This window comes from Ornithinimicrobium sp. INDO-MA30-4, assembly GCF_021535045.1.
Lineage (GTDB): Bacteria > Actinomycetota > Actinomycetes > Actinomycetales > Dermatophilaceae > Ornithinicoccus.
Genome location: NZ_CP091056.1, coordinates 1,083,274 through 1,106,808, shown reverse-complemented (window position 1 = coordinate 1,106,808; position 23,535 = coordinate 1,083,274). Strand labels below are relative to the sequence as shown.

Here is a 23,535-nt window from a genome sequence, read left to right as displayed (position 1 = left end):
CAAGGAGCAAGGACATGACGGAAACGACCGGGGCAAAGTCTCGTTCGCGTCGAGCGGGCAAGGGTCTGAACATCGAGCGCATTTTCACCACTCCTGGAGTGCACCCGTACGACGAGGTGACCTGGGAAAAGCGCGACATCCACCAGACCAACTGGAAGACTGGCGAGACGGTCTTTGAGCAGCGCGGTGTTGAGTTCCCAGACTTCTGGTCTGTGAACGCATCGACCATCGTCACCAGCAAGTACTTCCGTGGTGCTGTTGGCAGCCCAGAGCGTGAGGCTGGTCTGAAGCAACTCGTTGACCGTGTGGTCCTCACCTATGTGCGTGCTGGCCAAGAAAACGGCTATTTCTCGACAGACGAAGACTCTGAGATCTTCGAGCACGAGTTGACGTATGCCCTGGTGCACCAGGTCTTCAGTTTCAACTCTCCAGTCTGGTTCAACGTCGGCACCAAGAGCCCGCAGCAAGTCTCTGCCTGCTTCATCTTGTCTGTCGATGACTCGATGGACTCGATCCTCAACTGGTACAAGGAAGAGGGCTTCATCTTCAAGGGCGGCTCGGGTGCTGGCCTGAACCTCTCGCGCATCCGTTCTTCCAAGGAGCTGCTTTCCTCCGGTGGCACGGCCAGCGGGCCGGTCTCCTTCATGCGCGGTGCAGACGCATCGGCCGGGACCATCAAGTCCGGCGGCGCCACTCGCCGCGCGGCCAAGATGGTGGTGCTTGATGTTGACCACCCAGACATCGAAGAGTTCATCGAGACCAAGGCCGCTGAAGAGGACAAGATTCGCGCCCTACGCGACGCTGGCTTCGACATGGACCTGGGCGGCAAGGACATCGTCTCCGTCCAGTATCAAAACGCCAACAACTCAGTCCGCGTCAACGACGAGTTCATGAAGGCTGTTGAAGACGGCAAGGAGTTTGGCCTGCGCTCGCGTCAGGATGGCTCTGTCATCGACACCGTGGATGCTCGTGAGCTCTTCGACAAGATGACCGCGGCAGCATGGGAGGTGCGCCGACCCGGGCATCCAGTACGACGACACCATCAACGACTGGCACACCAACCCCGAGACCGGTCGGATCACCGCATCCAACCCTTGCTCGGAGTACATGTCGCTGGACAACTCCTCGTGCAACTTGGCATCGCTGAACTTGCTCAAGTTCCTGCGCGACGACGACACCTTTGACGTTGAGGCCTACCAGAAGGTCGCAGAGCTGGTCATCACCGCGATGGACATCTCGATCTGCTTCGCTGACTTCCCGACCGAGAGCATCGGCGAGACCACGCGCAACTACCGCCAGTTGGGCATCGGCTACGCCAACCTGGGCGCATTGCTGATGGCGACCGGTTTGGGCTACGACTCCGATGGTGGTCGTGCACTCGCGGCTTCTTTGACCTCGCTGCTGACCGGTGCCGCCTACAAGCGTTCAGCTGAAATGGCTGGAGTTGTTGGCCCCTACGCTGGCTACGCCCGCAATGAGAGCGCCCACAAGCGCGTCATGCGCAAGCACCAGGCTGCCAATGACGAAGTTCGCACACTGCACTCGATCGACACGGATGTGCACAAGGCAGCCACCAAGGCCTGGGACGCCGTCATCAAGACCGGTGACAAGCACGGCTACCGCAACGCTCAGGCCTCGGTGCTGGCTCCCACCGGGACTATCGGCTTCATGATGGACTGCGACACGACCGGCATTGAGCCGGACTTTTCGCTGGTCAAGTTCAAAAAGCTTGTTGGTGGTGGCTCGATGCAGATCGTGAACCAGACCATCCCGCGCGCTCTAAAGAACCTCGGCTACAACGGCGAGACCATTGAAGCGATCGTGGAGTTTATCGCCGAGAATGGCCACGTCATCGACGCGCCCGGCCTGAAGACTGAGCACTACGAGGTCTTCGACTGCGCGATGGGCGCTCGGGCGATCCGTCCCATGGGCCACGTGCGCATGATGGCGGCCGCCCAGCCGTTCCTGTCTGGGGCTATCTCCAAGACGGTGAACCTGCCGGAGTCGGCCACGGTTGAAGAGATCGCTGATGTTTACACCCAGGGCTGGAAGCTTGGCTTGAAGGCGTTGGCTGTCTACCGCGACAACTGCAAGGTTGGTCAGCCGCTCTCGGATGGCAAGAAGGACGAAAAGAAGTCTGACGAGTCGGTCGCGGAGCCCGTGGTCGAGAAGGTCGTGGAGTACCGTCCCGTCCGCAAGCGTCTGCCCAAGCGTCGCACCAGCCAGACCACGTCATTTGCCGTGGGCGGAGCCGAGGGTTACCTGACCGCAGGCACCTACGACGATGGCAGCCTTGGCGAGATCTTCCTGAAGTTCGGTAAGCAGGGTTCGACGCTTGCCGGTGTGATGGACGCCTTCTCGATCGCCGTCTCGGTAGGCCTGCAGTACGGTGTCCCGCTCGAGACCTACGTCGAGAAGTTCACCAACCTGCGCTTCGAGCCGGCTGGCCTGACCGATGACCCGGACGTCCGGATGTCGCAGTCCTTGATGGACTACGTCTTCCGCCGGTTGGCCTTGGACTACATGGACTTCGAGACTCGTTCATTCATGGGGATTCACAGCGCCGAAGAGCGTGCCCGTCAATTGGAGACCGGCTCGTACGTCGCCGGTGACTCTGACACCGACGACGACTACGAAGAGGCCCTTGAGTCCTTCAGCCAGTCGGCGGCGCCTGCTGCCAAGAAGCAAGAAGGCTCGCAAGAAAGCTCGGTCGTTTCCTCCGGTGCTGGCGCAGCCGATGCACGCGATGCTGGTGCCAAGGTGCACTCGTCAGCCGAGTTGATGGAACAGTTGCAGGGAACGTCCGCCGATGCGCCTATCTGCATGACCTGCGGCACTAAAATGCGCCCGGCCGGTTCCTGCTACGTCTGCGAAGGATGCGGCAACACCAGCGGTTGCAGCTGATCACGAGGTAGTTGACGGAATAGCAGAGTGAGGGGCGGGCCAGTTGGCCCGCCCTCACTCGTCATTCAGAGATAGGTTGGGCTTTTGAGTTCACCTGCGATTTCGACTACACCCCCGACCCCTTCAACTCTGGGTGAGCTACGTGCGAGTGGGCACGAGCTGATCTCGATCCGGGCCGAAATTCGCAAGAACCTGCTCACTGATTTGCGTGCTTTCCTTGACCCTGGCAGTGGCCTGCATGGGTTCCAAGACACCGTTGTCCCACAAGCCGAGCGAGCATTGCTTGCTGGCCACGACTTCGTGTTGCTGGGGGAGAGGGGCCAAGGTAAGACCCGATTGCTGCACACCATCGTTGGACTGCTGGATGAGTGGAGGCTCAGATGGCGGGTGAGCCTCTCGCCGAAGGCGATCCGTCAGCTCGGGACCTCCCTGTTGCGTGACGGTGCTGCTCGCCTTTCCGGCAAGATGGGCGCAAGAGACGCAAGCCAATCTGGTGCCGCTTGCGAACGTACGGGGAGTTCCCGGTCTCGGGAGTTTGGGGATTCTGAGCCGTGGAATGTGCCGCGAACCATCCTGGACGCTCAGCTGCGCACCTAGAATCCGGGGGCTATGCCTTCTTTGACTACCCGCCTCACCCGATGAGCCTGGCTCGCACAGCTTCAGTTCTTGACGAGTCGGTAAGGCTGGGCGCCCACATGACATTCTTCAGACTCGGTGATGGCCCCGGGCTCCCTTCACTACGTTGACGTGCGGGGGCTAGACGCCGCTGGTACCCGCCACGATGAGGCCCGTGAAAATGACGAGGATGAAGAGGGTAACCAACACCGAGAGCACGACGTTGACCACACCGAGCCAGAAGCCGATCGTGCCTAGGGGAGCATTGTTCGCTTCACCAGCCGCTACCAGTTTTTGCGACTTGCGACCGTAAATGATGGCTACGATGCCTGCCACGAACGGGCAGATGACAAAACCAACGATTCCGGCCACGAGGGCCACTACGCCCGAGGTGTTACCGGCCGGCGCTGCTGGCGCCATGTAGTTGCTCGGCTGGCCGTACTGGGTTTGGTCGTACTGCGCCTGTCCGTATTGGGGCGCGCCGAACTGCTGGTCGGCGTTGCTCGCCTGCTCCTGCCCGTAGTAGTTGGGATTAGTAGGCTGCTCGTCGTCTTGGTTGGGGGAGGAGTAGGGGTTGTCATCGCTAGGGGTGCTCATGCGGGTCCTTTGTGTGGTGGTGATTAGTTCAGTCTATTGGGGGTCCTACGGCTCGGCTGGCATGCCATCCATAATGCTGAACATGCCTACCCAGACGATGCCGAAGACGGCGTAGAAGAGGACAAAGATGGCGATGAAACAGACCCAGAAGATGATCGCTGTGATGCCTAGCCAGTAGCCGGCTGAGCCCATAGACCCGTTGTCGGCTAGTCCTGCTGCTTGGGCCTGTTGCGACTTCTTGCCGTAGATCATGGCCGGTGCCGCCAGCACAGGGCACATGATGAGTGCTAAGACGCCGGTGATCAGCGCGATGATTCCCGCGTCGTTCTGCGACTGCCACAGCGGTGTTGGCTGAGGACCAGGACTGTGCTGACCACGATTCGGTGGGCCTGCAGGTTGACTCATGTTCACTCCATCTCGATCCGATTGCCGAGCAACCAGAGAATTAGGTCAACGGGGCTAGGTACGGCAGAAGGACCGCGGTGTTGCGCAACACCGCAAAAACTGCCAAGCCCGCAACGACGATCCAGAAGGTGGACGCGCGCGCTAGGTAGTCGGTTCCCTGTCCCTGGATCGCTCTCCAGAGCGCATATCCGCAGAGGCCAAGGGCGGTTGGGATGGCAGCGACAATCAACGGGTTCAACCCCCAGGCGACACCGAGGTCGCCGTGCGTTAGAGCGTGGACTGCTCTCGTCGCGCCACAAAGGGCACAAGAGGCCGGTTGTCCAGCGCAGCGGGCAAAGGCCATAACTACCACCCACGTTGGGGTCATAAAGGTGAACGATCACGGTTGCGACCCCCAGGCCAGCGCCCCAGCCCAGCCATAGCCTGAGGCTGCGCCGATCAACTGATCGGGTGCCCCGCACTTTGGCTGTCCGTACATCGCTTCCCACACCTCCAGCCTAGCGGCGCTCACTTGTCGAGGGTGCGTCATCCACAAGAACTTGTTTGAGGTGGCCAATCGATCTGTTGTCCTCAATGATCAACAGATGAGGGTGATGTTGACTGCAGCGGTTTCGACGCTGATCTTGCTGGCTTCCTGTTCGACAACCGATGACGGGGGCACCGCCACCCCGGCTCCTGTCACCAACGCCACACCCCAGTCCGATCCAGCGCTGACCACGAGGGCTCAGCCGACCTGCACTGGGCAAGTGCCTACGGCTGACGCCGACACGCTGCAACGCTCACTGGCCGAAGCCACCGAGATCACTTTGACCGACAACACGGTGTTGTATGACGACGTTGTTGAGTTGACCGTGGATCGGCCGGACGCTGTGTCAACAACTGATGAGGTTGTCCTCCAGATCACCGCGCGAAACATCTCTGGTGCTCCACGGGTGCCGATCTCAAGGTTGGTCTTGATCGTAGATGGGCGCGGGTGTGCCCTCAGGAAGTCGATCCGGCGTTGTCGGCCCTGGCCCCTTCTGAAGCTTCGCGGGTGACTGTAATTGTGAGATTCGTCACTCCTCAGGTGAGCTTGGGCAGCGCTAGTTTGGTGCTAACCGATCAAGTCACCGGCCAAATTCGTGCTGAGTGGCCGCTCTCGGGTCAGTAAAGTTCAAAGCGAGGGTCGCTCCGCCTCGTGGCTGGCGCAAGCACTTGCTTGTGCGGTAATTCGGACTACTTGTCAGTCATCTTTACAGTTCTTCACATGTCACATTCAGACTCTTCTGGTTCCAGCGAGCAATTCACTCGCGTCTTGGGCACCCGAGATATTCTCGCCATCGCCTTCGGTGCCATGATCGGCTTCGGATGGATCGTCCTGACCGGCGACTTCATCCGTGACGCCGGCACGCTGGGCTCTGCCCTGGCGTTCGTCATCGGTGGCTTCATCATCTTGCTCATCGCGTTGACCTACGCAGAGTTGGTCTCCGCTATGCCCCAGGTCGGTGGTGAGCACCAATACGTGCTGCGAGCCATTGGCTCCCGAGCAGCCTTCATCTGTTCCTGGGCCTTGGTGCTTGGTTACATTTCAGTTGTCGCCTTCGAGGCTGTCGCGCTGCCCCAAACTTTGTTGTACCTCTTCCCCGACATGCTCGCGGTGAAGTTGTGGACCGTTGCTGGCTATGACGTCTACCTGTCCTGGGTAGCGGTCGGTGTCGGCGCATCCATCCTGATGACCTACGTCAACTACCGCGGTGTTCGTCCCGCAGCCGTTTTCCAGACCGTTGCCGTGGCCTTCCTCTTGGTTGTTGGCCTCGCCCTGATCACCGGCGCGTTTGTCGGTGGCTCGGTGAGCAACATGGAGCCACTATTCACCGGCGGCATCGGCGGCATTATCGCTGTCCTCGTGGCCGTGCCATTCCTGTTCGTCGGCTTCGATGTCATCCCGCAATCCGCTGAAGAGATCAATCTGCCGTACCGCAAGATCGGCGTGATGCTCCTGGTGTCGGTCACGATGGCAGTGGCTTGGTACATCATGATCGTCGTCACTGTTGGTGCTGGCCTGACGCCTGACGTCCTGGCCGACACCGAGTTGGCAGCTGCGGACGGCATGGCCGGTCTGTGGAACAGCCCCACCATGGGCAAGGTCCTGGTCATCGGTGGTATCGCCGGAATCCTCACCTCCTGGAACGGGTTCCTGATTGGCGCTAGCCGCCTGATCTTCGCCATGGCTGCCTCGGGCATGCTGCCGGCATGGTTCGGCAAGCTGCACCCCAAGTACAAGACGCCTAGCAACGCGCTGCTCTTCATCGGCATCTTGTCGGTCATGGCGCCGCTCTTCGGTCGATCGACCTTGGGTTGGTTGGTAACCGCAGGTGGTGTCAGCCTGATCATCAGCTACGTCATGGTGGCCATCAGCTTCGTCATCCTGCGCAACAAAGAGCCCGAGATGGAGCGCCCGTTCCGCACCCCCGGTGGTAAGGCGACCGGCTATGCAGCCGCGATCCTCGCGACCGGTCTGGGCATTCTTTACCTGCCCGGTATGCCGTCCGCTTTGGTCTGGCCGTACGAGTGGGTCATTGTCGGCGTGTGGACTGTTGCTGGTGCCATCTTCTTGAGCCGCGTGCCCAAGGTTGGTCCCGGTCCCGAAGCACACGCCTACATGGTCAAGGTAGCGAAGGAGCGTGGCATGAAGAACGCCTCCGCTGAAGCGACTTTGCCGCAGGACAAGTAACCATCACGACGCGCTGAGCAGGGTCAGGGCACAGCGCAAAGCAGAGGCCCCAACACCACGTGGTATTGGGGCCTCTGCTTTGCCGTCAGGGAAAGGACTACCGGAAGGCAGCAATCCCGGTGAGGGCCTGGCCCACGACCAGGGTGTGCATTTCTGGCGTGCCTTCATACGTCAGCACGGACTCTAGGTTGTTCATGTGCCGAATGACGGGGTACTCCAGCGAGATGCCGTTCGCCCCAAGGATGGTGCGGGCCTCGCGAGCGATCTCGATGGACTTGGTGACGTTGTTCAGTTTGCCCATGCTGACCTGTTCTGGCCGCAGAGTGCCGAGGTCCTTGCGGCGACCGAGGTGCAGCGCTAGCAGCATGCCATTGGTCAACTCCACCGACATCTGCGCCAACTTGTTTTGGGTCATCTGGAAGCCGCTGATGGGCTTGCCGAACTGCTCGCGGTCACCGGCATACGAGAGTGCCGTGCCCAGCGAGTCACGGGCGGCGCCCAGTGAGCCCCAGACAATCCCGTAGCGCGCTTCGTTCAGGCAAGACAACGGGCCCTTCAGGCCAGTGACATCGCCCAAGACAGCGCTCGCAGGCAAGCGCACACCTTCTAGCACCAATTCGCTCGTGATCGAGGCACGCAATGACATCTTGTGCTTCACGACCGACGCGCTGAATCCAGGGCTGTCGGTCGGGACGACGAAGCCGCGAATGCCGCCCTCGGTTTGTGCCCACACGATGGCGACATCAGCGATGGAGCCGTTGGTGATCCACATCTTGGAGCCGTCCAAGATCCAATCGGAATCCTCGCCGGCGCCGGCGCGTCGGGCCCGAGTTCGCATATCTGCGGGGTTAGACCCGTGGTCTGGCTCAGTGAGACCAAGCACCCGATGGATTCACCGGTAGCCATTGAAGGCAGCCACTGTTGCTTTTGCTCTTCGGTGCCAAAGCGGTGCAGTGCGAACATCGCCAGCGAACCCTGGACGCTGACCAAGGACCGGATGCCAGAGTCGCTGGCCTCCAACTCCAGGCAGGCCAGGCCGTAGTCAACCGCGCTCATACCCGCGCAACCGTAGCCCTCCAGGTGCATCCCCAGCAGCCCAAGGGAGCCAAACTCGCGGGCCAGCTCACGTGCCGGCAGGTCACCCTCCTCAAACCACTTCGCAATGTGTGGGTCGACAGCACTGTCGCAAAGGTGACGGACCGCAGAGCGGATCGCCTTCTCTTCGTCGGTCAGGACGTCATCAATGCCGACAAAGTCCAAGGGGTTGATACGTGGCTTAGACGTTGAAGTCATCACGAACCTTTCACTGAGTTTGCGCTGGCTAAGCCAGCTTTGAGTTCTGAAGCGTTGCTGTGCGGGTTGGCCAGCCAACTGCGGAGCAACGCGCCATGTTCATTGAGCAAGGGCGGGGAGTGGCATCTGCCATCAGTCCTGAGTCGTAGGCCACTGGGTGTCGGACGACAGGCGTTTTGCGGGGTCCGTCGCCGACATTAGTCCACGGATCTAAGCCCAGGTCTTGAGCGAGGGCGAAGGCATCCGCCAGATCGCCGACCTTGCCTGCGGGCACCCGCACCTGACGCAACACTGCTTGCCAGTCTGAGGCGTTCCGATCGACGAGGCGAGTCTCTAACTCGGTGATGAGTTCAGCCCGGTGAGCCACTCGGTCCGCGTTGGTGATGAAGCGCGGGTCACTGGCCAGGTGCGCTGCTTGCAGGGCCGTTGTCAATCTGGCGAACTGGGCGTCGTTACCGCAGGCGATCGCGAGGTCGCCATCAGCGCACTGCAGGGCCTCATACGGGGCGATGGAGGGGTGCCGATTGCCCATACGACCGGGCGGCTTGCCGGTGGTGAGGTAACCCTGGGCTTGGTTAGCCAGACTCGACAGGAGGCTGGAAAGCAGGTTGACCTCAACGCGGCAACCCTGGCTGGTGATGCCTCGTGAGGCTAAGGCAGCCAAGACGCCGATCACCAGGTCCTTGCCGGTCAGCACGTCGACGAGGGCAACTCCGACCTTCGTCGGCGGGCCATCTTGGTCTCCGGTGATACTCATTAATCCACCGACGGCCTGCACCAGGAAGTCATAGCCCATCAGGTCTGCACCCCCGGCGCGGCCAAACCCGGTGATCGAGGCATAGATCAGGCCCGGGTTATCAGCGACGGATTGTTCGTAGCCCAATCCCCACGCGTCGAGTGCCCCGGGTCGGAAGTTCTCCACCAGCACATCGGCACGCCGAGCTAAGTCGCGCGCGACCGCCAAGTCATCAGGGTCAGTGAAGTCCAGGGCCAGGCTCATCTTGGAGTGATTGGCCGTGTCGAAGTATGACGAGGAACTGGATGACCACGGCGGTCCCCACGCTCGGGTGTCGTCGCCAAGTCCGCTACGTTCCACCTTGATGACGGTCGCGCCGAGATCAGCAAGCATCATGGTGGCCAGCGGGCCGGCCAGCACACGGCTGAAATCAGCGACGATGAGGCCTTCGAGGGGCGGGCGTGCGGATTCCGGCATTGCCGCCTCCTTCGTTGGTGGGTATTGACGGTGGTCTCCCTCAGGTTAGGCGTCGTGCTGCTGAGGGCCGTTGTGCCAATCTGGCACTGATGTTAGCCCGCTGCTACGAAAAGTCACTGAGAGGGGTCTAGCAGCCTGTTAGCTCCTCCGTGAGCGAAGATAGATCCGTGCCATCGAAGCCCTGGGAGTCCTGAATGCAGATCACCGCCGTCTCGCAAGGCGATCAAGCGCGTCTCAAAGCACTGCGCACGATGCGGGCGTTTGCGACAGGACTGCTGATTCTCGCCGGCGTCATCTTCGTCGCCACCCATGGCCGGGACGGCTTCTGGGGTTACGTCAATGCCAGTTCCGAGGCAGCCATGGTGGGAGCGATCGCCGATTGGTTTGCGGTGACAGCGATTTTCCGGCACCCCTCGGTGTGCCCATTCCGCACACCGCCCTGATTCCGCGCCGCAAGGATGCCTTGGCTGAAAGCCTCGAGGAGTTCGTCTCACAGAACTTCCTGACACCCCAAACGCTGCGGGAGCGTTACCTCGATGCCGAAGTATTGCTCCGGGTTGGTCACTGGCTTTCAAAGCCCGAGCACGCCGAGCGAGTCATCACCGAAGCGCTCCCAATGGTGCAGCGCGGTTTGCGCAGCGTCGATGAAGAGGTGCTGACCGAATTCGTGGATCAAACGTTGACCCCGCGACTCAAGCAAGAGCCGATTAGCCCTCTTGCCGGGCACCTGCTTGAGGCAATCGAGCGTGATGGGGCTCATCACGGGCTGGTCGACATCGCCGCCAATGAACTGCATTCCTGGATGGTGTCTCACCCCGGCGAAGTCGCTGCCATCATCGGGTCTCGGGCACCCTGGTGGTCCCCGCAGTGGGTTGACGCCAAGGTCACTGGTCGGATCACCGGCGAGCTTGTCGCCTGGGCAGAGCAAGTTCGCGATCAGCCACATCACCAAGTGCGGTTGGCCATCGACTCCTATCTGCGCGACCTCGCCCATGGTCTGCAGAACGACCCGGTCACCATGGCCAAGGCAGAAGACCTCAAAGTTGCAGTGTTGTCCCACCCACAAGTTGGCTCAACTGTGTTTGCTCTCTGGGAGGCCACGCGAGAGGCCGTCTTGGAGGCACTCGATGACGCCCAGGGCCAGTTGCGGACGCGGCTTAACGATGAAGTTTCCGGTCTGGGCGCCAAACTGCGCGAAGACGAGGCGTTGCGCTCACGGCTGGACTCCTGGATTGCCGACCTCGTCGTGGCCGGTGTTGACCGGTATGGCGCGGAGGTCACGTCCGTCATCACCTCAACGATTCGGGCGTGGGATGGCAAGCTTGCCGCCGACCGCATCGAGTTGCACGTAGGCCGCGATCTGCAGTTTATTCGCATCAACGGAACGGTCGTGGGCGCGTTGGTCGGCCTGGTCATCCATGCCATCAGTCAACTGCTGCCGGGTTAGCCATCTGGGCACCGTCACCTGGCGCCAACCGAGGCCATATTCTGTGACGTATGCCGCCCCAGTCTCGCCGTCGTCCACGCAAGGCGGATCCAGAGGCAGCGCAGCGCCGGTTGGCGCGTATCGCTGAACGCGAAGCCGCCCGGCCCACGGCACTGAACTATCCGGCGGAGTTGCCCGTCGTCGAGCGAAAAGATGATCTGCTAGAGGCAATCGCGGGTAACCAGGTCGTCATCATCGCCGGAGAGACCGGCTCGGGTAAGACCACGCAGATCCCCAAGATGTGCCTCGACTTGGGCCGTGGGGTTGCCGGCACGATCGGGCATACCCAACCGCGCCGGATCGCCGCTCGATCTGTTGCCGAGCGCATCAGCGAAGAGCTGGGAGTCGAACTAGGCACGACCGTTGGCTACCAGGTGCGTTTTACCGACAAATCGCGGCACGACACCCTCATCAAGGTGATGACCGACGGCATTCTGCTCTCGGAGATGCAGCGGGACCGCGACCTGCGCCGCTACGACACGATCATCATCGACGAGGCGCACGAGCGAAGCCTCAACATCGACTTCCTGTTGGGCTACCTCAAGCAGTTGCTGCCTCGACGCCCAGACCTCAAGGTCATCGTCACCTCGGCAACAATCGATGTGAATCGCTTTGCCGAACACTTCGCCGACGCTGCTGGCAAGCCCGCTCCCGTTATTGAAGTCTCGGGGCGGACCTTCGACGTGGAGGTGCTGTATCGCCCGTTGCTTCGTGAGGGCCCACCCAAGGGCAAAGGCGCCGACGCTGAAATCAGCGAAGTCGAGATCGACCAAGTGACCGGCATCTGTGAAGCCGTCGAAGAACTGTGGACCAGCCCCACCTCGAGCGACACCGGCCCGCAAGACATCCTGGTGTTTTGCTCAGGTGAGCGCGAAATTAGAGACGCCACCGAAGCCCTCTCCGGAATGAAGTTGCCCGGCACTCAAGTTTTGCCGCTGTATGGTCGGCTATCGGCTGCTGAGCAGCACCGTATTTTTAGCCGCTCCTCGGGCAGGCGCATCGTCGTAGCCACCAACGTGGCCGAAACGTCGCTGACCGTGCCCGGCATCCGGTATGTCATCGACACCGGCACCGCGCGTATCTCGCGGTATAGCCAACGGCTCAAAGTGCAACGTCTGCCGATCGAGCCCATCAGCCAAGCCAGTGCCAACCAGCGCTCCGGTCGATGCGGACGCCTCGCTCCGGGCACCGCGATCCGCCTGTACTCCGAAGAGGACTTCGAGGCACGTCCCGCCTTCACCGACCCCGAGATTCTGCGCACCAACTTAGCCAGCGTCATCCTGGGGATGACCAACCTGGGTTTGGGCGCGATCGAGAAGTTTGGCTTCATCGAGCCACCTGATTCGCGACAAATCGCGGACGGCCTGCGCCTGCTGGAGGAGTTGCAGGCGATCAACACGCAGGCTCCGGCCAACCAGCCACGCAAACGTCTGACGAACTATGGCCGAGCTCTGGTGGCGCTCCCCGTCGATCCGCGACTGGCCCGCATGCTGGTCGAAGCGGAGCGCAACGGCACGCTGCGTGAAGTCCAGATCATCGTGGCCGCCCTCTCCATGCAAGACCCGCGGGAGCGACCAGCCGACAAGCAAGCACAGGCGGATCAGCAGCACGCCCGCTTCAAGGACGACGAGTCTGACTTCATGTCTCTGCTCAACTTGTGGAACTACCTCAAGGCACAGCAGAAAGACCTTTCAGGCAGCGCCTTCCGGCGCATGTGCCAACGAGAGTTCCTGCACTACCTGCGGGTGCGGGGTGGCAAGACCTGCATACCCAGATCAAGCAGGCGGCCAAGTCACTGGGGCTGCAGGTCAACTCCACGCCTGCCTCACCACAAGCGATCCACCAATCACTCTTGGCTGGCTTGTTGTCGCACGTCGGTCTGTATGACCGCGACAAGCGCGAGTATCACGGCGCCCGAAACGCTAAGTTCCATCTGCAGCCCGGCTCCACTCTGTTCAAGAAGAACCCCGACTGGGTGATGACGGCGGAGCTCGTTGAGACTTCTCGCTTGTGGGCCCGTACCAACGCGGCCATTGACCCGGAATGGGTCGAAGCGATTGCTGGCCATCTGGTGAAACGCAGCCACGCTGAGCCGCGCTGGTCGCGTTCCCGGGCGAGTGCCATCGCTGATGAGCGAGTGACCCTTTACGGAGTGCCCCTGGTGGCCGGTCGTCCCGTGCCGTATGGCCGCATTGACCCTGAAGTGGCCAGGGACTTGTTCATTCGGCACGGTCTGGTCGAAGGCGACTGGGACACACGACACGACTTTTTCCACGCCAACCGACGGCTCGTGCGCCAATTGGGCGAACTGGAGGCGCGCGCTCGCCGTCGCGACATCATCGTTGATGACGAAACATTGATCGACTTCTACGATGAGCGACTGCCGGCCGACGTGGTGTCCGGCGCTCACTTCGATGCCTGGTGGAAAAAGGCTCGGCGCGACGATGCTGAATTGCTGACATTCACCGAAGACCTGTTGCTCAGCGATACAGCAGATGATGTCAGTCACGCTGACTATCCCGGGAGCTGGAAGCAAGGCCAGATCTCATTGCCGCTGACTTATCAGTTTGAGCCTGGCTCGGACGCCGACGGGGTGACCGTGCATGTGCCGATCGAAGTGCTCAATCAGGTAGAGCCGGTGGGCTTTGACTGGTTGGTGCCTGGGCTACGGCAAGACTTGATCATTGCGATGGTGAAGGCGCTGCCCAAGAATGTGCGGCGACACTTTGTGCCAGCACCAGATCACGCCAGGGCCGCGATGGCTGCCCTCGAAGCCTCAAACGAACCAGTCACCGCAGCGCTCGCCGCATACCTCAGCCATCGTGGCGCGGTGCCGGTGCGCGGCACTGACTTCGAATGGGAGCGAGTGCCGGATCACCTCAAGGTCACCTTCCGCGTAGAACGACGACAACCCGCGCAAGGTCGCAAGGGCGCGGACGGGCACGCGTCGAGATTCTCGGTGAAGGCAAGGACCTAGAGACCCTCCAAGGCGAACTGGCCCCGACAGTCAGGAGCACTCTCCGGCTGCGGCGTCAGGGATCGAGCGCACCGGACTCACGTCGTGGGACTTTGATCGATTGCCAGAGACCTTCGAGCAAACCAGCCACGGCAGGTCCGTGCACGGCTACCCCGCGCTGGTTGACCGGGGAGATCGAGTGGATATCAAGGTCTGGGACACTAAGTCGCAGGCGCACAGGTCAACCGTCATTGGGATCCGCCGGCTGCTCCTGCTGAACACCACGCCTCCGTGGAAGCGAGTGCTCGCAATCCTCAGCAACGAGCAAAAACTGGCATTAGGGCACAACCCGCACGGTTCGGTCCCTGCGCTGCTGGACGATGCGCTAGCGGCGGCCGTGGATTCGGTGGTGGAGCAGATGCCGGGTGCCGTGGTCCGGAGCAGGAAGACTTCGATCGGGCGCTGGCGCTCGTGAAGCAGCAAAGCGTGCCCCGGATCATCGAGATCTTGGAGCAGACAGTCCCCATCTTGGATGCTGCCCGACGAGTTCAACTAGGGCTGCGAAATCTCACTTCGCCCCGGGCGGCACACATGTCCACCGACATGCAGCGTCAGATTGGCGAACTGATCAAGCCGGGCTTTATCGCAGAAGTGGGCTACCGCCGGATGTCTCGCATGGTGATCTACCTGAAGGCAATGCTCGAGCGCCTTGACAAAGGCGTCCAAGACCTCGACCGCGATGCCGAACGAACTGAGCAGGTCCAGGTGGTTCTCGAGGAGTATGCGTCGTTCCTCGCGAGTTTGCCGCCGCACCGGCGCCTCGGCGCCGATGTGCGCGACATCTGGTGGCAGATCCAAGAGTTGCGCGTCTCGCTCTTTGCGCAGCGGCTAGGAACGGCGGGTCCGGTATCGCCGAAGCGAATCTATACCGCGATGGACGCCGCGGAAGCCCAGGCTGTTGCCATGGTGCGGATAGGACTGACCGGCGGCATTGGCTCAGGCAAGTCAACGGTGGCTCGTCTCCTGGCTGAGCGCGGCGCTGTGATCATTGATGCGGATCGCTTGGCCCGCCGGGTTGTTGAGCCGGGCACCCGGGGCCTAGCCGAGATTGCCGAGCATTTTGGCCCGGGTGTGTTGCAGGATGACGGGGCGCTAGATCGCGCAGCATTAGGTGCGATCGTCTTTGCCGATCCCCAGCAGCGATCAGTGTTGGAAGGGATCACCCATCCCCAGATCAAGAAACTCACGAGGGAGCGGTTTGCTCAAGCCGCCGATGGGGATGTCGTGGTGCATGACATGCCACTTCTCGTCGAGCAGGGACTCAGTGACGACTATGACTTGGTCGTGGTGGTGCACGTCCCGTTGGAGCGACGCATTGAGCGTTTGATGAGTGATCGAGCGATGAGTCGAGAAGAAGCCCAATCACGAATTGATAGCCAAGCCACTGATGCGCAAAGGGCCAAAATCGCTGATGAGATTGTCGACAATTCGGGCGACCTCGACAACTTGGCGCAGGCGGTAAACGACCTGTGGGTCCGTCGCATCGAACCGATGCAACGAACCCACAGTTAAACCCTCAGTGCTTTAGCTCTGCGGTGGTGGCGGGGGAGCGTATGGTCCGCCGTTGTTGTTTCCGTTGTCGTTGTAGTTGGAGCCCTGGGTGGTGTCGTAGCCACCCCGGTTGTAGTCGCCTCCGGTGAACTGCTCGTTACTCTGGTTGGCGCTCATGAGGGCGCTCTTGCGCTTAGAGCGACCGACAAACCAGAGGATGGCACCCAGAATGACCAGGAAACCAGCAATGACAATGCCTAGCCCGCCAAGTGCAATTCCACCGAAGCCGCTGAGCATTCCGGCATCAATGAAGAAGAAGGACGCTCCGTTGGTGCAGTTGATCGTGAGGCCATCCGATGAGTCAGGTGTGAACTGCACGACCTCAGCGCCGTCTTGAGCGCCCATTGACTGCAGGGTCAGCGTTTGGCCACTGGTGTTGGTGACAACGCAGTCTGAAGCGCCCCCGTCAACAATGACCATCGTTTGCAGAACGCCGGCTTCGGCACTGACGACACCGTCTGTCTGTGTCTCCACGCCGTCTGTGCTGATCGATCCGAGACTCACCACAATGGCAACCACGGAGATAATGCCAGTGATGATGCCAAGCCAGAACAGGCCCCCGCCCCAGCGTCGTAATCCCTTGCCTGCGGATTCAGGTCCGTTGTTTGCCATGTTGTTGCCCTTCTCGTTCACGTGGTGGCGAAGATTCTGACTTCCGACGCCGATGGATGCCTGCTGGTTCCGCAAACCTGAAAGAAGTCAGTATTGGGAGTACCCGGGTGGCGGTGGGGCGTCGTACCCGCCGCCGTTGTACTGCTGCGCATTGCGCAAAGCGCTCTTGCGCTTGGACCGTCCCACGAGCCACAGAATGAAGCCCAGCAGGATGAAGAAGCCACCGATGAGCGCGCCGACAAAGGCACCAATCACCGCGAGGACGCCGCCGCCCGCGTTGCTGACCGTGTCCTGGTCGGCGAATGCAAACGTCGCGCCGTTCTGGCACGAAATGGTGTGCTGGCCGTCCTCAATCGGGACCAGCGAGACGATGTAGAGATCATTAATCTGGCCTGATGACGGGCCGTAGGGCAGCGCTACCCCGAGGGGCCCGTCACGACACAGTCGTCTTCACTTGAGCCGCGAACGACCAAAACCTGCTCTGTGGTGAGTGTCGCAGTGCCTTCGGAGGCAAAGTCGAGGTCATCGACATTGACGTTCCTCGCGCCAATCACGCCGATCACGACCGAGGCAAAGAGAATCACGATGCCAAGCAAGAACAGGCCGACACCCCAGCCCCGCAAACCGCGCCCAGCCGTCGCTGGTGAGTACATCGTCATGGTCTTCTCCGTCTACTGGTGGTTGTGTTCGGGTTACGTATTGGACTGCTCGGTTGCTTCAGGCGCTGTGCGACCCAATTCAACGGGTGAAGTGACGTCTGCGTCACCCAGGACATGAGCCTGGAGGAAGTTACTGACAACTTGATACCAAATTTTGGCGTGTTGTGGTGCTTGGATCCAGTGGTTCTCTTGAGGGAAGTAAAGGAACTGGTGGTCGCTCTCGCCGTTTTCGTCGGCTGGACGGCCGGACTTGGACAGCAATTCGTACCAAAGTCGAAGACCCTCGCCAATCGGCACCCGGTAGTCGCGATCACCGTGAATGACCAGCACCGGGGAGACGATGTCCTCAACGAAGCGATGTGGCGAATTCTTAGCTGCCATCTCTGTGCTCATCTCGCGCTGCCAATAGAAGCCAGCATCTGTCGTGGGGCCAAAGCCCTCCAACTCCCACAGCGACGCGTGAGTCACGATCGCCTTGAACCGGTCGGTGTGTCCCGCGATCCAGTTGGCCATATAGCCGCCGTATGAACCACCCATGGCAGCCGTGCGGCTGGCATCAATGTCTTGGCGCTGCTCGACGGTGTCGGTGATCGATATGAGATCCGTGTAGGACGCGCCGCCCCAAGCACCCCAGCCGCGCTGAATGAAGTCGTAGCCGTATCCCGTGGATAGTGCTGGATCAGGCAGTAAGACGGCATATCCCTGAGCAACCATCAGCCACGGGTTCCAGCGCCAGGTCCAAGCGTTCCAAGAACCTAGCGGCCCGCCGTGAACCCACAAGAGCATTGGAGCAGGTGAGCTAGGCCCAGAAGAGTCCGGCATGGCGAGCCATGCGCGCACCGGTGTGCCATCTTCGGCAGTGGTTTCAACCTCTTCTAGCCGACCCGGCAGGGCTGGGCGCGCTACGGGGTTCTTCAGCGGCGTTGCTTCTCCAGAAGAGAGATTGATGCGGACGACCTCGGCCGGGAACCGGTAGCTGCTGCGAACGCCATACAACGTCTGGCCATCCGGGGCTACGACCACCGTGGAGTATGCGGCGTCTTCGGTGGTCACCTGGCGTACCGAATCGGTCACCACGTCAATAGCAAAGACGGGGGCTCGGCCAAGATCATCAGTGACGACAATCAACTCACGCCCGTCGCCAGTCCATGCCATCGGAGTGGGCCAGCGGTCCCAATCCTCGGCAAGTGCGGTGATCTCGCCGGTGCTGAGATTTAATATCGCCAGCACGGTGCTGGGTGCGGATTCGGTGGTTGACTGCGTCGATTGAGTCAACACAGCTCGGGTGCCGTCTGGGCTAATCGGGCCAACACCAAACTCGATGCCTGCGGCGTCGGCGACAATGTGGTGGGCACCGGTCTCCAGGTCTATCCGCACGACTGTGTCGCGACGTTCGGCGCGAGCCATCGGTCGGGCCACGGTCGTGAGCACGAATGTTCCGTCAGGGCTCACTTCCTGGTGAGTTTCTTCCAACTCAGCCCCGAGGTCCGCGCTCAGCAGCTTGAGCGAGCCGTCTTGCGTGGGTGTCCAAATCGCTGGGTGCGATGGTCCGAGGTCGTGATCCCAGAACCGGACGGGATAGCCGGTGTGCAGAATGGCATCAACTCCCGAGGCCTTCCGGGTCTTGCTGAGCTCGGCGTGTTCGGCGGCCGAAGTTGCACCTGCCATCTTGGGAGCGACGAGATATAGTTGGTCGGCCTGGCGAGCAGGGATGACTTTGGAGATGCCACCGGGGTGCGAGCGAACAAACTCTGCTTCACCACCCTGGCGCGGCAACCGCCACAGGCTCGCCCCAGAGGCTTCTTCCTCTGATGCAGGCAGCGGTCGCTTGGAGGTGAAATAGAGGTTGCAGGAGTTGTCGAATACGGGGGCTGCTTCGCCAGCTTCACTACGAGTCAGTTGATGAGCTTCGCGTTCACCCGTCGGGTCGACTTCCCAGAGGGACGTGGTGTATCCAGTTTTCTCATCGTTTAACTCGCTCACCGTGGTGATCAAGCGGGTCCCGTCCGGCGATAAAACCAGTCCACTTTGTCGAGCGAGTGCCACGTAGGCATCAAGATCATGGAATGGCTGGGTGTCCGACGGCATCAAAGTCATTCCCAAGGTCTACCATCATCGTTGCCGGGAATCGTTGCGACTCTGTGGATGTTTAACGTATAGATATCAAGCCCTGTTAAGGAGGGTCCGGTGACTGAAGAAAACTCGTTGTTCCGTCTGGAGACGGATTCCGACCATTTGGCGCAACACGCGCCTTTACTGCACTTGTCTATCGATGGGTTTGTTGACGCAGGTCAGGTGCGTGGCCAGATCGCTGACCACATCCTTGACACGCTGGACCACGAGGTGTTGGCGTCCTTTGACGTTGATCAACTCATGGACTACCGGTCACGGCGCCCCATGATGACGTTCGACTCCGACCATTTTTCTGAAATTGATCAGATCAGCCTGGTCCTCTACCGCGTCAAAGATGCCGAAGGCTCGCCCTTCCTGTTCTTGCACGGGTCAGAGCCTGACTATCGATGGGAGGCCTTCACCGAGGCTGTCCATCAGCTATGCAGGGCATTTGGCGTGCGCAAGGTGGTCGCTGCTCACGGGATTCCGATGGCCGTGCCGCACACACGCCCGGTCGGGATGACCCGGTTTGCCAGTGACCCTGACTTGATCCCAGGCAACCAAGCGCTGTTTGGCAAGGTGCAGGTCCCGGCGAGTGTTGAGTCATTGATTCAACTGCGTCTTGGCGAAGCAGGCTTGCAAACTTCTGGTCTGGCCGCTCATGTGCCGCATTATCTGGCCGAGTCCGCCTTTGGGGACGCTGCAGTAGCAGCCATGGAGGCTTTGGGTGAGATGACCAACCTCAGCATTCCATCTGACGCGTTGGCGGCCAGCGCGGTCGAGAACCGCGGTCAAATCGAGGAGCAAGTGAAGCAGGCCCCCGAGGTGTTGGAGGCCGTGTCCGAGCTTGAGAAGCGCTACGACCAGTTCGTTGAAGGCCAGCGCAGACAGAGCCTCTTGAAGCAGAGTCGGAAGATATCCCTTCCGCGGACGAGCTCGGCGCTGAGTTTGAGGAGTTCCTCAAGGAAGCGGCCGGCGAAAGCGACGAGAACCCGACCCCCGAATCGTGATGGGTTACTGAAATCCACTCGCCCGACGTTGCAGTGAATACGTGCTCGGGACCAAGAGAAAGCCCGAGTTGGTAAACCAACTCGGGCTTTCTCACATAACGGCTCAGATGGCGGTGCCGTTCAACCCCGGCGATCAGGAGTTAGACGGGGGTGGCGGCGGGGGCCAGGAGTTGCCATAGCCCAAACCCTGACTTGGCTTGTCGCTGCTGGTGGGCGGTGGGCCGTATCCGTTGCCGGAAGCCTGTCGGCCCTCTTCCTCAGACTCAGTCTCATCCGCAGCGGAGTCATCACGATCGTCCTCGTGGTCCTGGGACGACTCTGCGGAGTCGTGGCTCGGCTCGTGGCTCGTCGTCTCATCGGCCGACTGAGAGTCGGCTGGTGGTGCCCACGTGCTTTGGCTCATGGGCATCTGCTGGGTTTCATCGCCAACCGGTTGGGTGGGGTCTTGGCCGTATGGCTGCGACGTGGGAGGCGGGCCATACGGGTCCTCGTCCGCACCGGTGCTCGGCGGAGGCGGGGGAGGAGCCGACTGTGAACCGTAGGGGCCGGGAGCTGCCTGTGCGTTCCCGTAGGGGGATGACTCTTGCGGGGTCTGCTGACCGTAGGGCGCATAGTCGCCTTCGGCGCCTTGATCCCGCGCGGTCTGCTCCTGGCTATATGGGTAGTTGTCGTTCGCCTCAGGCGCGGACATCGGCGGGGGAGGCGGGCTGGCATACGGGGAGGTGTACCCCGATTGCGCATAGCCAGACTCAGGGTAGCCAGACGCTGGCTGGCCGCCCTGCTGTTTCTTGGCTTTGCGGCGGTTGTTGAACGCTAAGGCCACTGCCAATAGCAGCAGGACTCCGGCAATCAGCACCAGGACGACCCCCACGACGACTCCGGTGAGCCCCATGACTCCACCGGATGACATCAGAGTGGCGCGCGGACCGGCATAGGTTGAGGTCCCCGACTCACAGGCGACCTCATACGAACCTGCTGCCATGCCGTCCGGGGTGCGCGCAATCTCGTAGTAGTCGCTCCCGGAAACTTCAATCGAGAAGCTCTCGACAGGCCGATCAAAGACCGTGGTGTTGCCATCGACAACGGCTTGGCACACGGTCGAGTCTCGGACGTCGTCAAGGGCGTAGACCGACATGCCGCTGTCTGTGACGTTGATCGTCTGCCCGTCGTTAAAACCGTTCAGGTTGGCAACCGGCACCTGGTTGAGCCCAACAACCCCCAAGACAAGGAGAGTGACTCCGGCAATGCCGATCACCGTCGAGAGGATGCCCGAGGTGAGCGCGCCTTTGCTTCGTTTGCGCGGGGAGGGGCCCGCTTCGGTCTGATTCGCCATGGCAGAACGCTAGCGTACGGGTGGGACAATACGTGCGTTATCGGCAGGGCCGCGCCGCTCAGAGGGCTAGAAGTGGCAAGATAGCGTCAATGTCAACGGCCACCCTAAGGAGTATCAATGGGGATTTTTAGTTCAGACGACAAGGGCGACGGTTCGAGCCAGGTGGCTGAGGTGACTGAAGAGGACGCGTCACTGACATCCAAGATTGCTCTGTCGACAGTGAAGCGCATTCTGGCAGTGGGCCTAGATGGAGTGGGACCCCTCAAGAGCGCGGATGACATTGTGGCTAAGGCCCGCAGCGAGCACAGTGACCCGGAGAAGGTCATTGACGAGATCTGCTCTGATCACGTCCGAGAGGCGGCCATCGGAGGTTTTGCCACAGGTGTTGGCGGCCTTTTCACGATGCCTATTGCACTGCCAGCGAACGTGATCTCCTACTACGTGTTGGCCGCACGGATGGTCGGTGGTGTTGCTGCCGTTCGTGGCTACGACGTCAAAGACCCCGACGTGCGAACCGCTTTGACTTTGACCATGATCGGAGCAGACGCCGATGACATGTTGAAGAAGGCCGGGGTGGCCGGCGGCGGAAAGATGGCTGCCATCGCCCTGGACCGGGTGCCCCGGGCCGCGGCCATGATGATCAACAAGGGTGTGGGTTTCCGGGTTGCCACCCAGTTGGGATCGCGCATGCTTGGCCGGTTGGGCAGGGTTGTCCCATTGGCCGGAGGCGCGATTGGTGCCGGCTTAGACGGCTTCATGATGGGCCGCCTGGCCGATGTCGCGCGTCGTGAGTTCCCTGAAGTTGAGGGAAACCAAATCACCGAGTAGTCCGGCTAGCACGGCACGGGGCATCAACTCCACATGGAGTTGGTGCCCCGTTCGCTATCCACAGATGGCCGGATTTGCTGGCTCGCAGGCGTCCTACCGCCAAGTGTTGGGGGATGACTTTTCAGGAGAACTTACAGCCCGAAGCTTTTCGGGCAGCGCGCTCTGGACAAGGTAGCGCCGCAATTCGTGGGGTCGGCCAATTGGTCGCGGTGCTGCCCTATCACCTGGGGTACCAGCCCGCCGACTCACTGGTGTTGGTGTGCTTGGAGGCGGCGCCCGAGGTGCCCGAGCAATCAAGAATCAGTCTCACCGCTCGGGTCTCCATGACGTCTCAAGCCGCTCCCGCGGAGTTGGCGCAGGCGCTTGCCCCGGCGTTCTTGCGAGCCAGGCCGCGCGCCGTTGTGTGCCTGGGATTCGAAGGCGAGGTCACGGACTCACGGCCGTTTCTTGGGTCTGTGGAAGAGGTTGCCCGTCAGGCAGGTGTCGAACACGTCCATTCCGGTCGAGTCTGGGCGCAGAATTGGTGGAACTGCTCGTCGCCTGAGCCCAGCTGGGAACCGGTTCCCGCTGCTAGGGACGTTCCAGCGGTTGCGGACTATGTTGTTGCGGGCACCCACCCACTTGCCTCCCGCGCGCACATCGAACAGTGTCTGAGGCCAGCGATCTCGGTCGAACGTGCCGCAGACATTAGCGCTGCGGCACGGGCTTTCCAGGTTCGGCTGCCGGACGCTAGCGCCGTGGTGCAGGGGCTGCAGGTGATTTCCACGGTGTTGAGCGATCCGCTTGTTGACCCCAGCGTGCTCTGCCCTCGTGACGTTGGCAGCTTTGTCGGGCTGATGGATTGGACGGCTTCCCGCGACGCGGTTTTGCAGGCAGCGGCTCCTGGGCTGGTGGGCGCCGACGTTGGAGATTCATTGGTGAGCCTGGCCAGAGAGATCATCCCGACCCTGTCCGATGTTGACGAGGGCGCTGCCCTCAGGTTTGCCAAGCTGGCCGCCCAAGTGCCGGTGGGTCCTGGTTCGAGTGCCTCGGCGTGGGCATGTGCTGCATATCTGGCGTGGTGGAAAGGAGATGGATCGCTGGCCAACATCGCCAACGATCGCGCTCTGGCGATTGACCCTGAATATCGGCTTGCCCAGCTCATTGATTCAGCCTTGCGAACAGCAATGCCGCCAAGCCGTTAGTCTG

The 23,535-nt window shown here is 61.1% G+C and carries 20 protein-coding genes and 4 pseudogenes; 13 read left to right on the top strand and 11 right to left on the bottom strand.

The window, feature by feature from the left end; genetic code table 11:
• The first annotated feature begins 14 nt into the window (after positions 1–14).
• Both L0A91_RS06415 and L0A91_RS06410 read left to right on the top strand, forming a co-directional pair.
• Positions 15–2,904 (top strand): annotated as a pseudogene (locus L0A91_RS06415) (vitamin B12-dependent ribonucleotide reductase).
• A 99-nt stretch (positions 2,905–3,003) separates the two neighbouring features.
• Positions 3,004–3,276 (top strand): annotated as a pseudogene (locus L0A91_RS06410) (magnesium chelatase); the annotation flags it as partial.
• 384 nt (positions 3,277–3,660) lie between these two features.
• Here the strand turns inward: L0A91_RS06410 and L0A91_RS06405 are convergent.
• The 4 genes and pseudogenes from L0A91_RS06405 to L0A91_RS19700 all read right to left on the bottom strand — a co-directional run.
• Entirely contained in the window at positions 3,661–4,116 is a 456-nt protein-coding gene (locus tag L0A91_RS06405; RefSeq protein ID WP_235246286.1) for a hypothetical protein, read from the bottom strand.
• 45 nt (positions 4,117–4,161) lie between these two features.
• Complete coding sequence (locus L0A91_RS06400; protein ID WP_235246284.1) at positions 4,162–4,521, bottom strand: hypothetical protein; 360 nt, start codon at positions 4,519–4,521, stop codon at positions 4,162–4,164.
• Positions 4,522–4,561: 40 nt separating this feature from the next.
• Positions 4,562–4,759 carry a hypothetical protein gene (locus tag L0A91_RS06395; RefSeq protein WP_235246283.1) on the bottom strand — a complete coding sequence of 66 codons (198 nt, stop codon included), beginning with the start codon at positions 4,757–4,759 and terminating at the stop codon, positions 4,562–4,564.
• A 12-nt stretch (positions 4,760–4,771) separates the two neighbouring features.
• Positions 4,772–4,864: pseudogene (locus L0A91_RS19700) on the bottom strand (DUF2752 domain-containing protein); the annotation flags it as partial.
• Positions 4,865–5,114: 250 nt separating this feature from the next.
• Here L0A91_RS19700 and L0A91_RS06390 point away from each other — a divergent pair.
• On the top strand, positions 5,115–5,558 hold the full coding sequence (locus tag L0A91_RS06390) for a hypothetical protein (RefSeq protein ID WP_235246282.1): 444 nt from the start codon (positions 5,115–5,117) through the stop codon (positions 5,556–5,558).
• Positions 5,559–5,815: 257 nt separating this feature from the next.
• The gene (locus L0A91_RS06385) at positions 5,816–7,234 is read left to right on the top strand and encodes an amino acid permease (RefSeq protein ID WP_311198066.1); all 1,419 of its coding nucleotides are present in this window, start codon (positions 5,816–5,818) and stop codon (positions 7,232–7,234) included.
• Between the two features lie 97 nt (positions 7,235–7,331).
• Here L0A91_RS06385 and L0A91_RS06380 read toward each other — a convergent pair.
• Both L0A91_RS06380 and L0A91_RS06375 read right to left on the bottom strand, forming a co-directional pair.
• A pseudogene (locus L0A91_RS06380) lies at positions 7,332–8,527 on the bottom strand (acyl-CoA dehydrogenase family protein).
• 28 nt (positions 8,528–8,555) lie between these two features.
• Positions 8,556–9,740, bottom strand: coding sequence for a CaiB/BaiF CoA-transferase family protein (locus L0A91_RS06375; RefSeq protein ID WP_235246280.1), 1,185 nt, complete (start codon positions 9,738–9,740; stop codon positions 8,556–8,558).
• 194 nt (positions 9,741–9,934) lie between these two features.
• Between L0A91_RS06375 and L0A91_RS06370 the strand changes: the two genes are divergently transcribed.
• The 6 genes from L0A91_RS06370 (at position 9,935) to coaE (ending at position 15,754) form a co-directional block, all read left to right on the top strand.
• Positions 9,935–10,183: a DUF445 family protein gene (locus L0A91_RS06370; RefSeq protein WP_235246279.1), complete on the top strand. Its 249-nt coding sequence runs from the start codon at positions 9,935–9,937 to the stop codon at positions 10,181–10,183.
• A gap of 20 nt (positions 10,184–10,203) precedes the next feature.
• Positions 10,204–11,187, top strand: a complete 984-nt coding sequence (locus tag L0A91_RS06365; protein ID WP_235246278.1) for a DUF445 domain-containing protein — start codon at positions 10,204–10,206, stop codon at positions 11,185–11,187.
• Between the two features lie 50 nt (positions 11,188–11,237).
• Positions 11,238–13,205, top strand: a complete 1,968-nt coding sequence (gene hrpA, locus L0A91_RS18640) for an ATP-dependent RNA helicase HrpA (protein WP_235246277.1) — start codon at positions 11,238–11,240, stop codon at positions 13,203–13,205.
• Positions 13,088–14,203, top strand: coding sequence for a DUF3418 domain-containing protein (locus L0A91_RS18635; RefSeq protein WP_311198152.1), 1,116 nt, complete (start codon positions 13,088–13,090; stop codon positions 14,201–14,203). The genes hrpA and L0A91_RS18635 overlap by 118 nt, the downstream gene beginning before the upstream one ends.
• A 61-nt stretch (positions 14,204–14,264) precedes the next feature.
• Positions 14,265–14,657 carry a DUF3418 domain-containing protein gene (locus L0A91_RS18630; protein ID WP_311198151.1) on the top strand — a complete coding sequence of 131 codons (393 nt, stop codon included), beginning with the start codon at positions 14,265–14,267 and terminating at the stop codon, positions 14,655–14,657.
• Positions 14,654–15,754, top strand: coding sequence for a dephospho-CoA kinase (gene coaE / locus L0A91_RS18625; RefSeq protein ID WP_311198065.1), 1,101 nt, complete (start codon positions 14,654–14,656; stop codon positions 15,752–15,754). Before L0A91_RS18630 ends, coaE begins: the two co-directional genes overlap by 4 nt.
• Before the next feature lie 12 nt (positions 15,755–15,766).
• On the opposite strand, the gene L0A91_RS06345 is transcribed toward coaE, so the two are convergent.
• The 4 genes from L0A91_RS06345 to L0A91_RS06330 form a co-directional block, all read right to left on the bottom strand.
• Positions 15,767–16,405, bottom strand: coding sequence for a hypothetical protein (locus L0A91_RS06345; protein ID WP_235246276.1), 639 nt, complete (start codon positions 16,403–16,405; stop codon positions 15,767–15,769).
• Positions 16,406–16,492: 87 nt separating this feature from the next.
• Positions 16,493–16,660: a hypothetical protein gene (locus L0A91_RS06340; RefSeq protein WP_235246275.1), complete on the bottom strand. Its 168-nt coding sequence runs from the start codon at positions 16,658–16,660 to the stop codon at positions 16,493–16,495.
• A 161-nt stretch (positions 16,661–16,821) separates the two neighbouring features.
• A complete protein-coding gene (locus L0A91_RS06335) occupies positions 16,822–17,064 on the bottom strand; it encodes a hypothetical protein (protein WP_235246274.1) in 243 nt (80 codons plus the stop codon).
• Positions 17,065–17,097: 33 nt separating this feature from the next.
• Positions 17,098–19,161, bottom strand: a complete 2,064-nt coding sequence (locus L0A91_RS06330; RefSeq protein WP_235246273.1) for a prolyl oligopeptidase family serine peptidase — start codon at positions 19,159–19,161, stop codon at positions 17,098–17,100.
• Between the two features lie 90 nt (positions 19,162–19,251).
• On the opposite strand from L0A91_RS06330, the gene L0A91_RS06325 reads away from it, so the two are divergent.
• On the top strand, positions 19,252–20,223 hold the full coding sequence (locus L0A91_RS06325; protein WP_235246271.1) for a PAC2 family protein: 972 nt from the start codon (positions 19,252–19,254) through the stop codon (positions 20,221–20,223).
• Positions 20,224–20,319: 96 nt separating this feature from the next.
• Here the strand turns inward: L0A91_RS06325 and L0A91_RS06320 are convergent, their stop codons facing one another.
• Entirely contained in the window at positions 20,320–21,519 is a 1,200-nt protein-coding gene (locus L0A91_RS06320; protein ID WP_235246270.1) for a hypothetical protein, read from the bottom strand.
• A gap of 117 nt (positions 21,520–21,636) precedes the next feature.
• On the opposite strand from L0A91_RS06320, the gene L0A91_RS06315 reads away from it, so the two are divergent.
• Both L0A91_RS06315 and L0A91_RS06310 read left to right on the top strand, forming a co-directional pair.
• The gene (locus L0A91_RS06315) at positions 21,637–22,347 is read left to right on the top strand and encodes an EcsC family protein (RefSeq protein WP_235246269.1); all 711 of its coding nucleotides are present in this window, start codon (positions 21,637–21,639) and stop codon (positions 22,345–22,347) included.
• A 113-nt stretch (positions 22,348–22,460) separates the two neighbouring features.
• On the top strand, positions 22,461–23,531 hold the full coding sequence (locus tag L0A91_RS06310) for a DUF4192 domain-containing protein (protein WP_235246268.1): 1,071 nt from the start codon (positions 22,461–22,463) through the stop codon (positions 23,529–23,531).
• The last annotated feature ends 4 nt before the right edge of the window (positions 23,532–23,535 follow it).

Excerpts from the sequence above, each read along its gene's own strand:
- L0A91_RS06405 (WP_235246286.1), bottom strand. The coding sequence starts at position 4,116 with ATGAGCACCCCTAGCGATGACAACCCCTACTCCTCCCCCAACCAAGAC.
- L0A91_RS06400 (WP_235246284.1), bottom strand. The coding sequence starts at position 4,521 with ATGAGTCAACCTGCAGGCCCACCGAATCGTGGTCAGCACAGTCCTGGT.
- L0A91_RS06390 (WP_235246282.1), top strand. The coding sequence starts at position 5,115 with ATGTTGACTGCAGCGGTTTCGACGCTGATCTTGCTGGCTTCCTGTTCG.
- L0A91_RS06375 (WP_235246280.1), bottom strand. The coding sequence starts at position 9,740 with ATGCCGGAATCCGCACGCCCGCCCCTCGAAGGCCTCATCGTCGCTGAT.
- L0A91_RS06370 (WP_235246279.1), top strand. The coding sequence starts at position 9,935 with ATGCAGATCACCGCCGTCTCGCAAGGCGATCAAGCGCGTCTCAAAGCA.
- hrpA (WP_235246277.1), top strand. The coding sequence starts at position 11,238 with ATGCCGCCCCAGTCTCGCCGTCGTCCACGCAAGGCGGATCCAGAGGCA.
- L0A91_RS06345 (WP_235246276.1), bottom strand. The coding sequence starts at position 16,405 with ATGGCAAACAACGGACCTGAATCCGCAGGCAAGGGATTACGACGCTGG.
- L0A91_RS06335 (WP_235246274.1), bottom strand. The coding sequence starts at position 17,064 with ATGACGATGTACTCACCAGCGACGGCTGGGCGCGGTTTGCGGGGCTGG.
- L0A91_RS06330 (WP_235246273.1), bottom strand. The coding sequence starts at position 19,161 with ATGACTTTGATGCCGTCGGACACCCAGCCATTCCATGATCTTGATGCC.
- L0A91_RS06320 (WP_235246270.1), bottom strand. The coding sequence starts at position 21,519 with ATGGCGAATCAGACCGAAGCGGGCCCCTCCCCGCGCAAACGAAGCAAA.
- L0A91_RS06315 (WP_235246269.1), top strand. The coding sequence starts at position 21,637 with ATGGGGATTTTTAGTTCAGACGACAAGGGCGACGGTTCGAGCCAGGTG.
- L0A91_RS06310 (WP_235246268.1), top strand. The coding sequence starts at position 22,461 with ATGACTTTTCAGGAGAACTTACAGCCCGAAGCTTTTCGGGCAGCGCGC.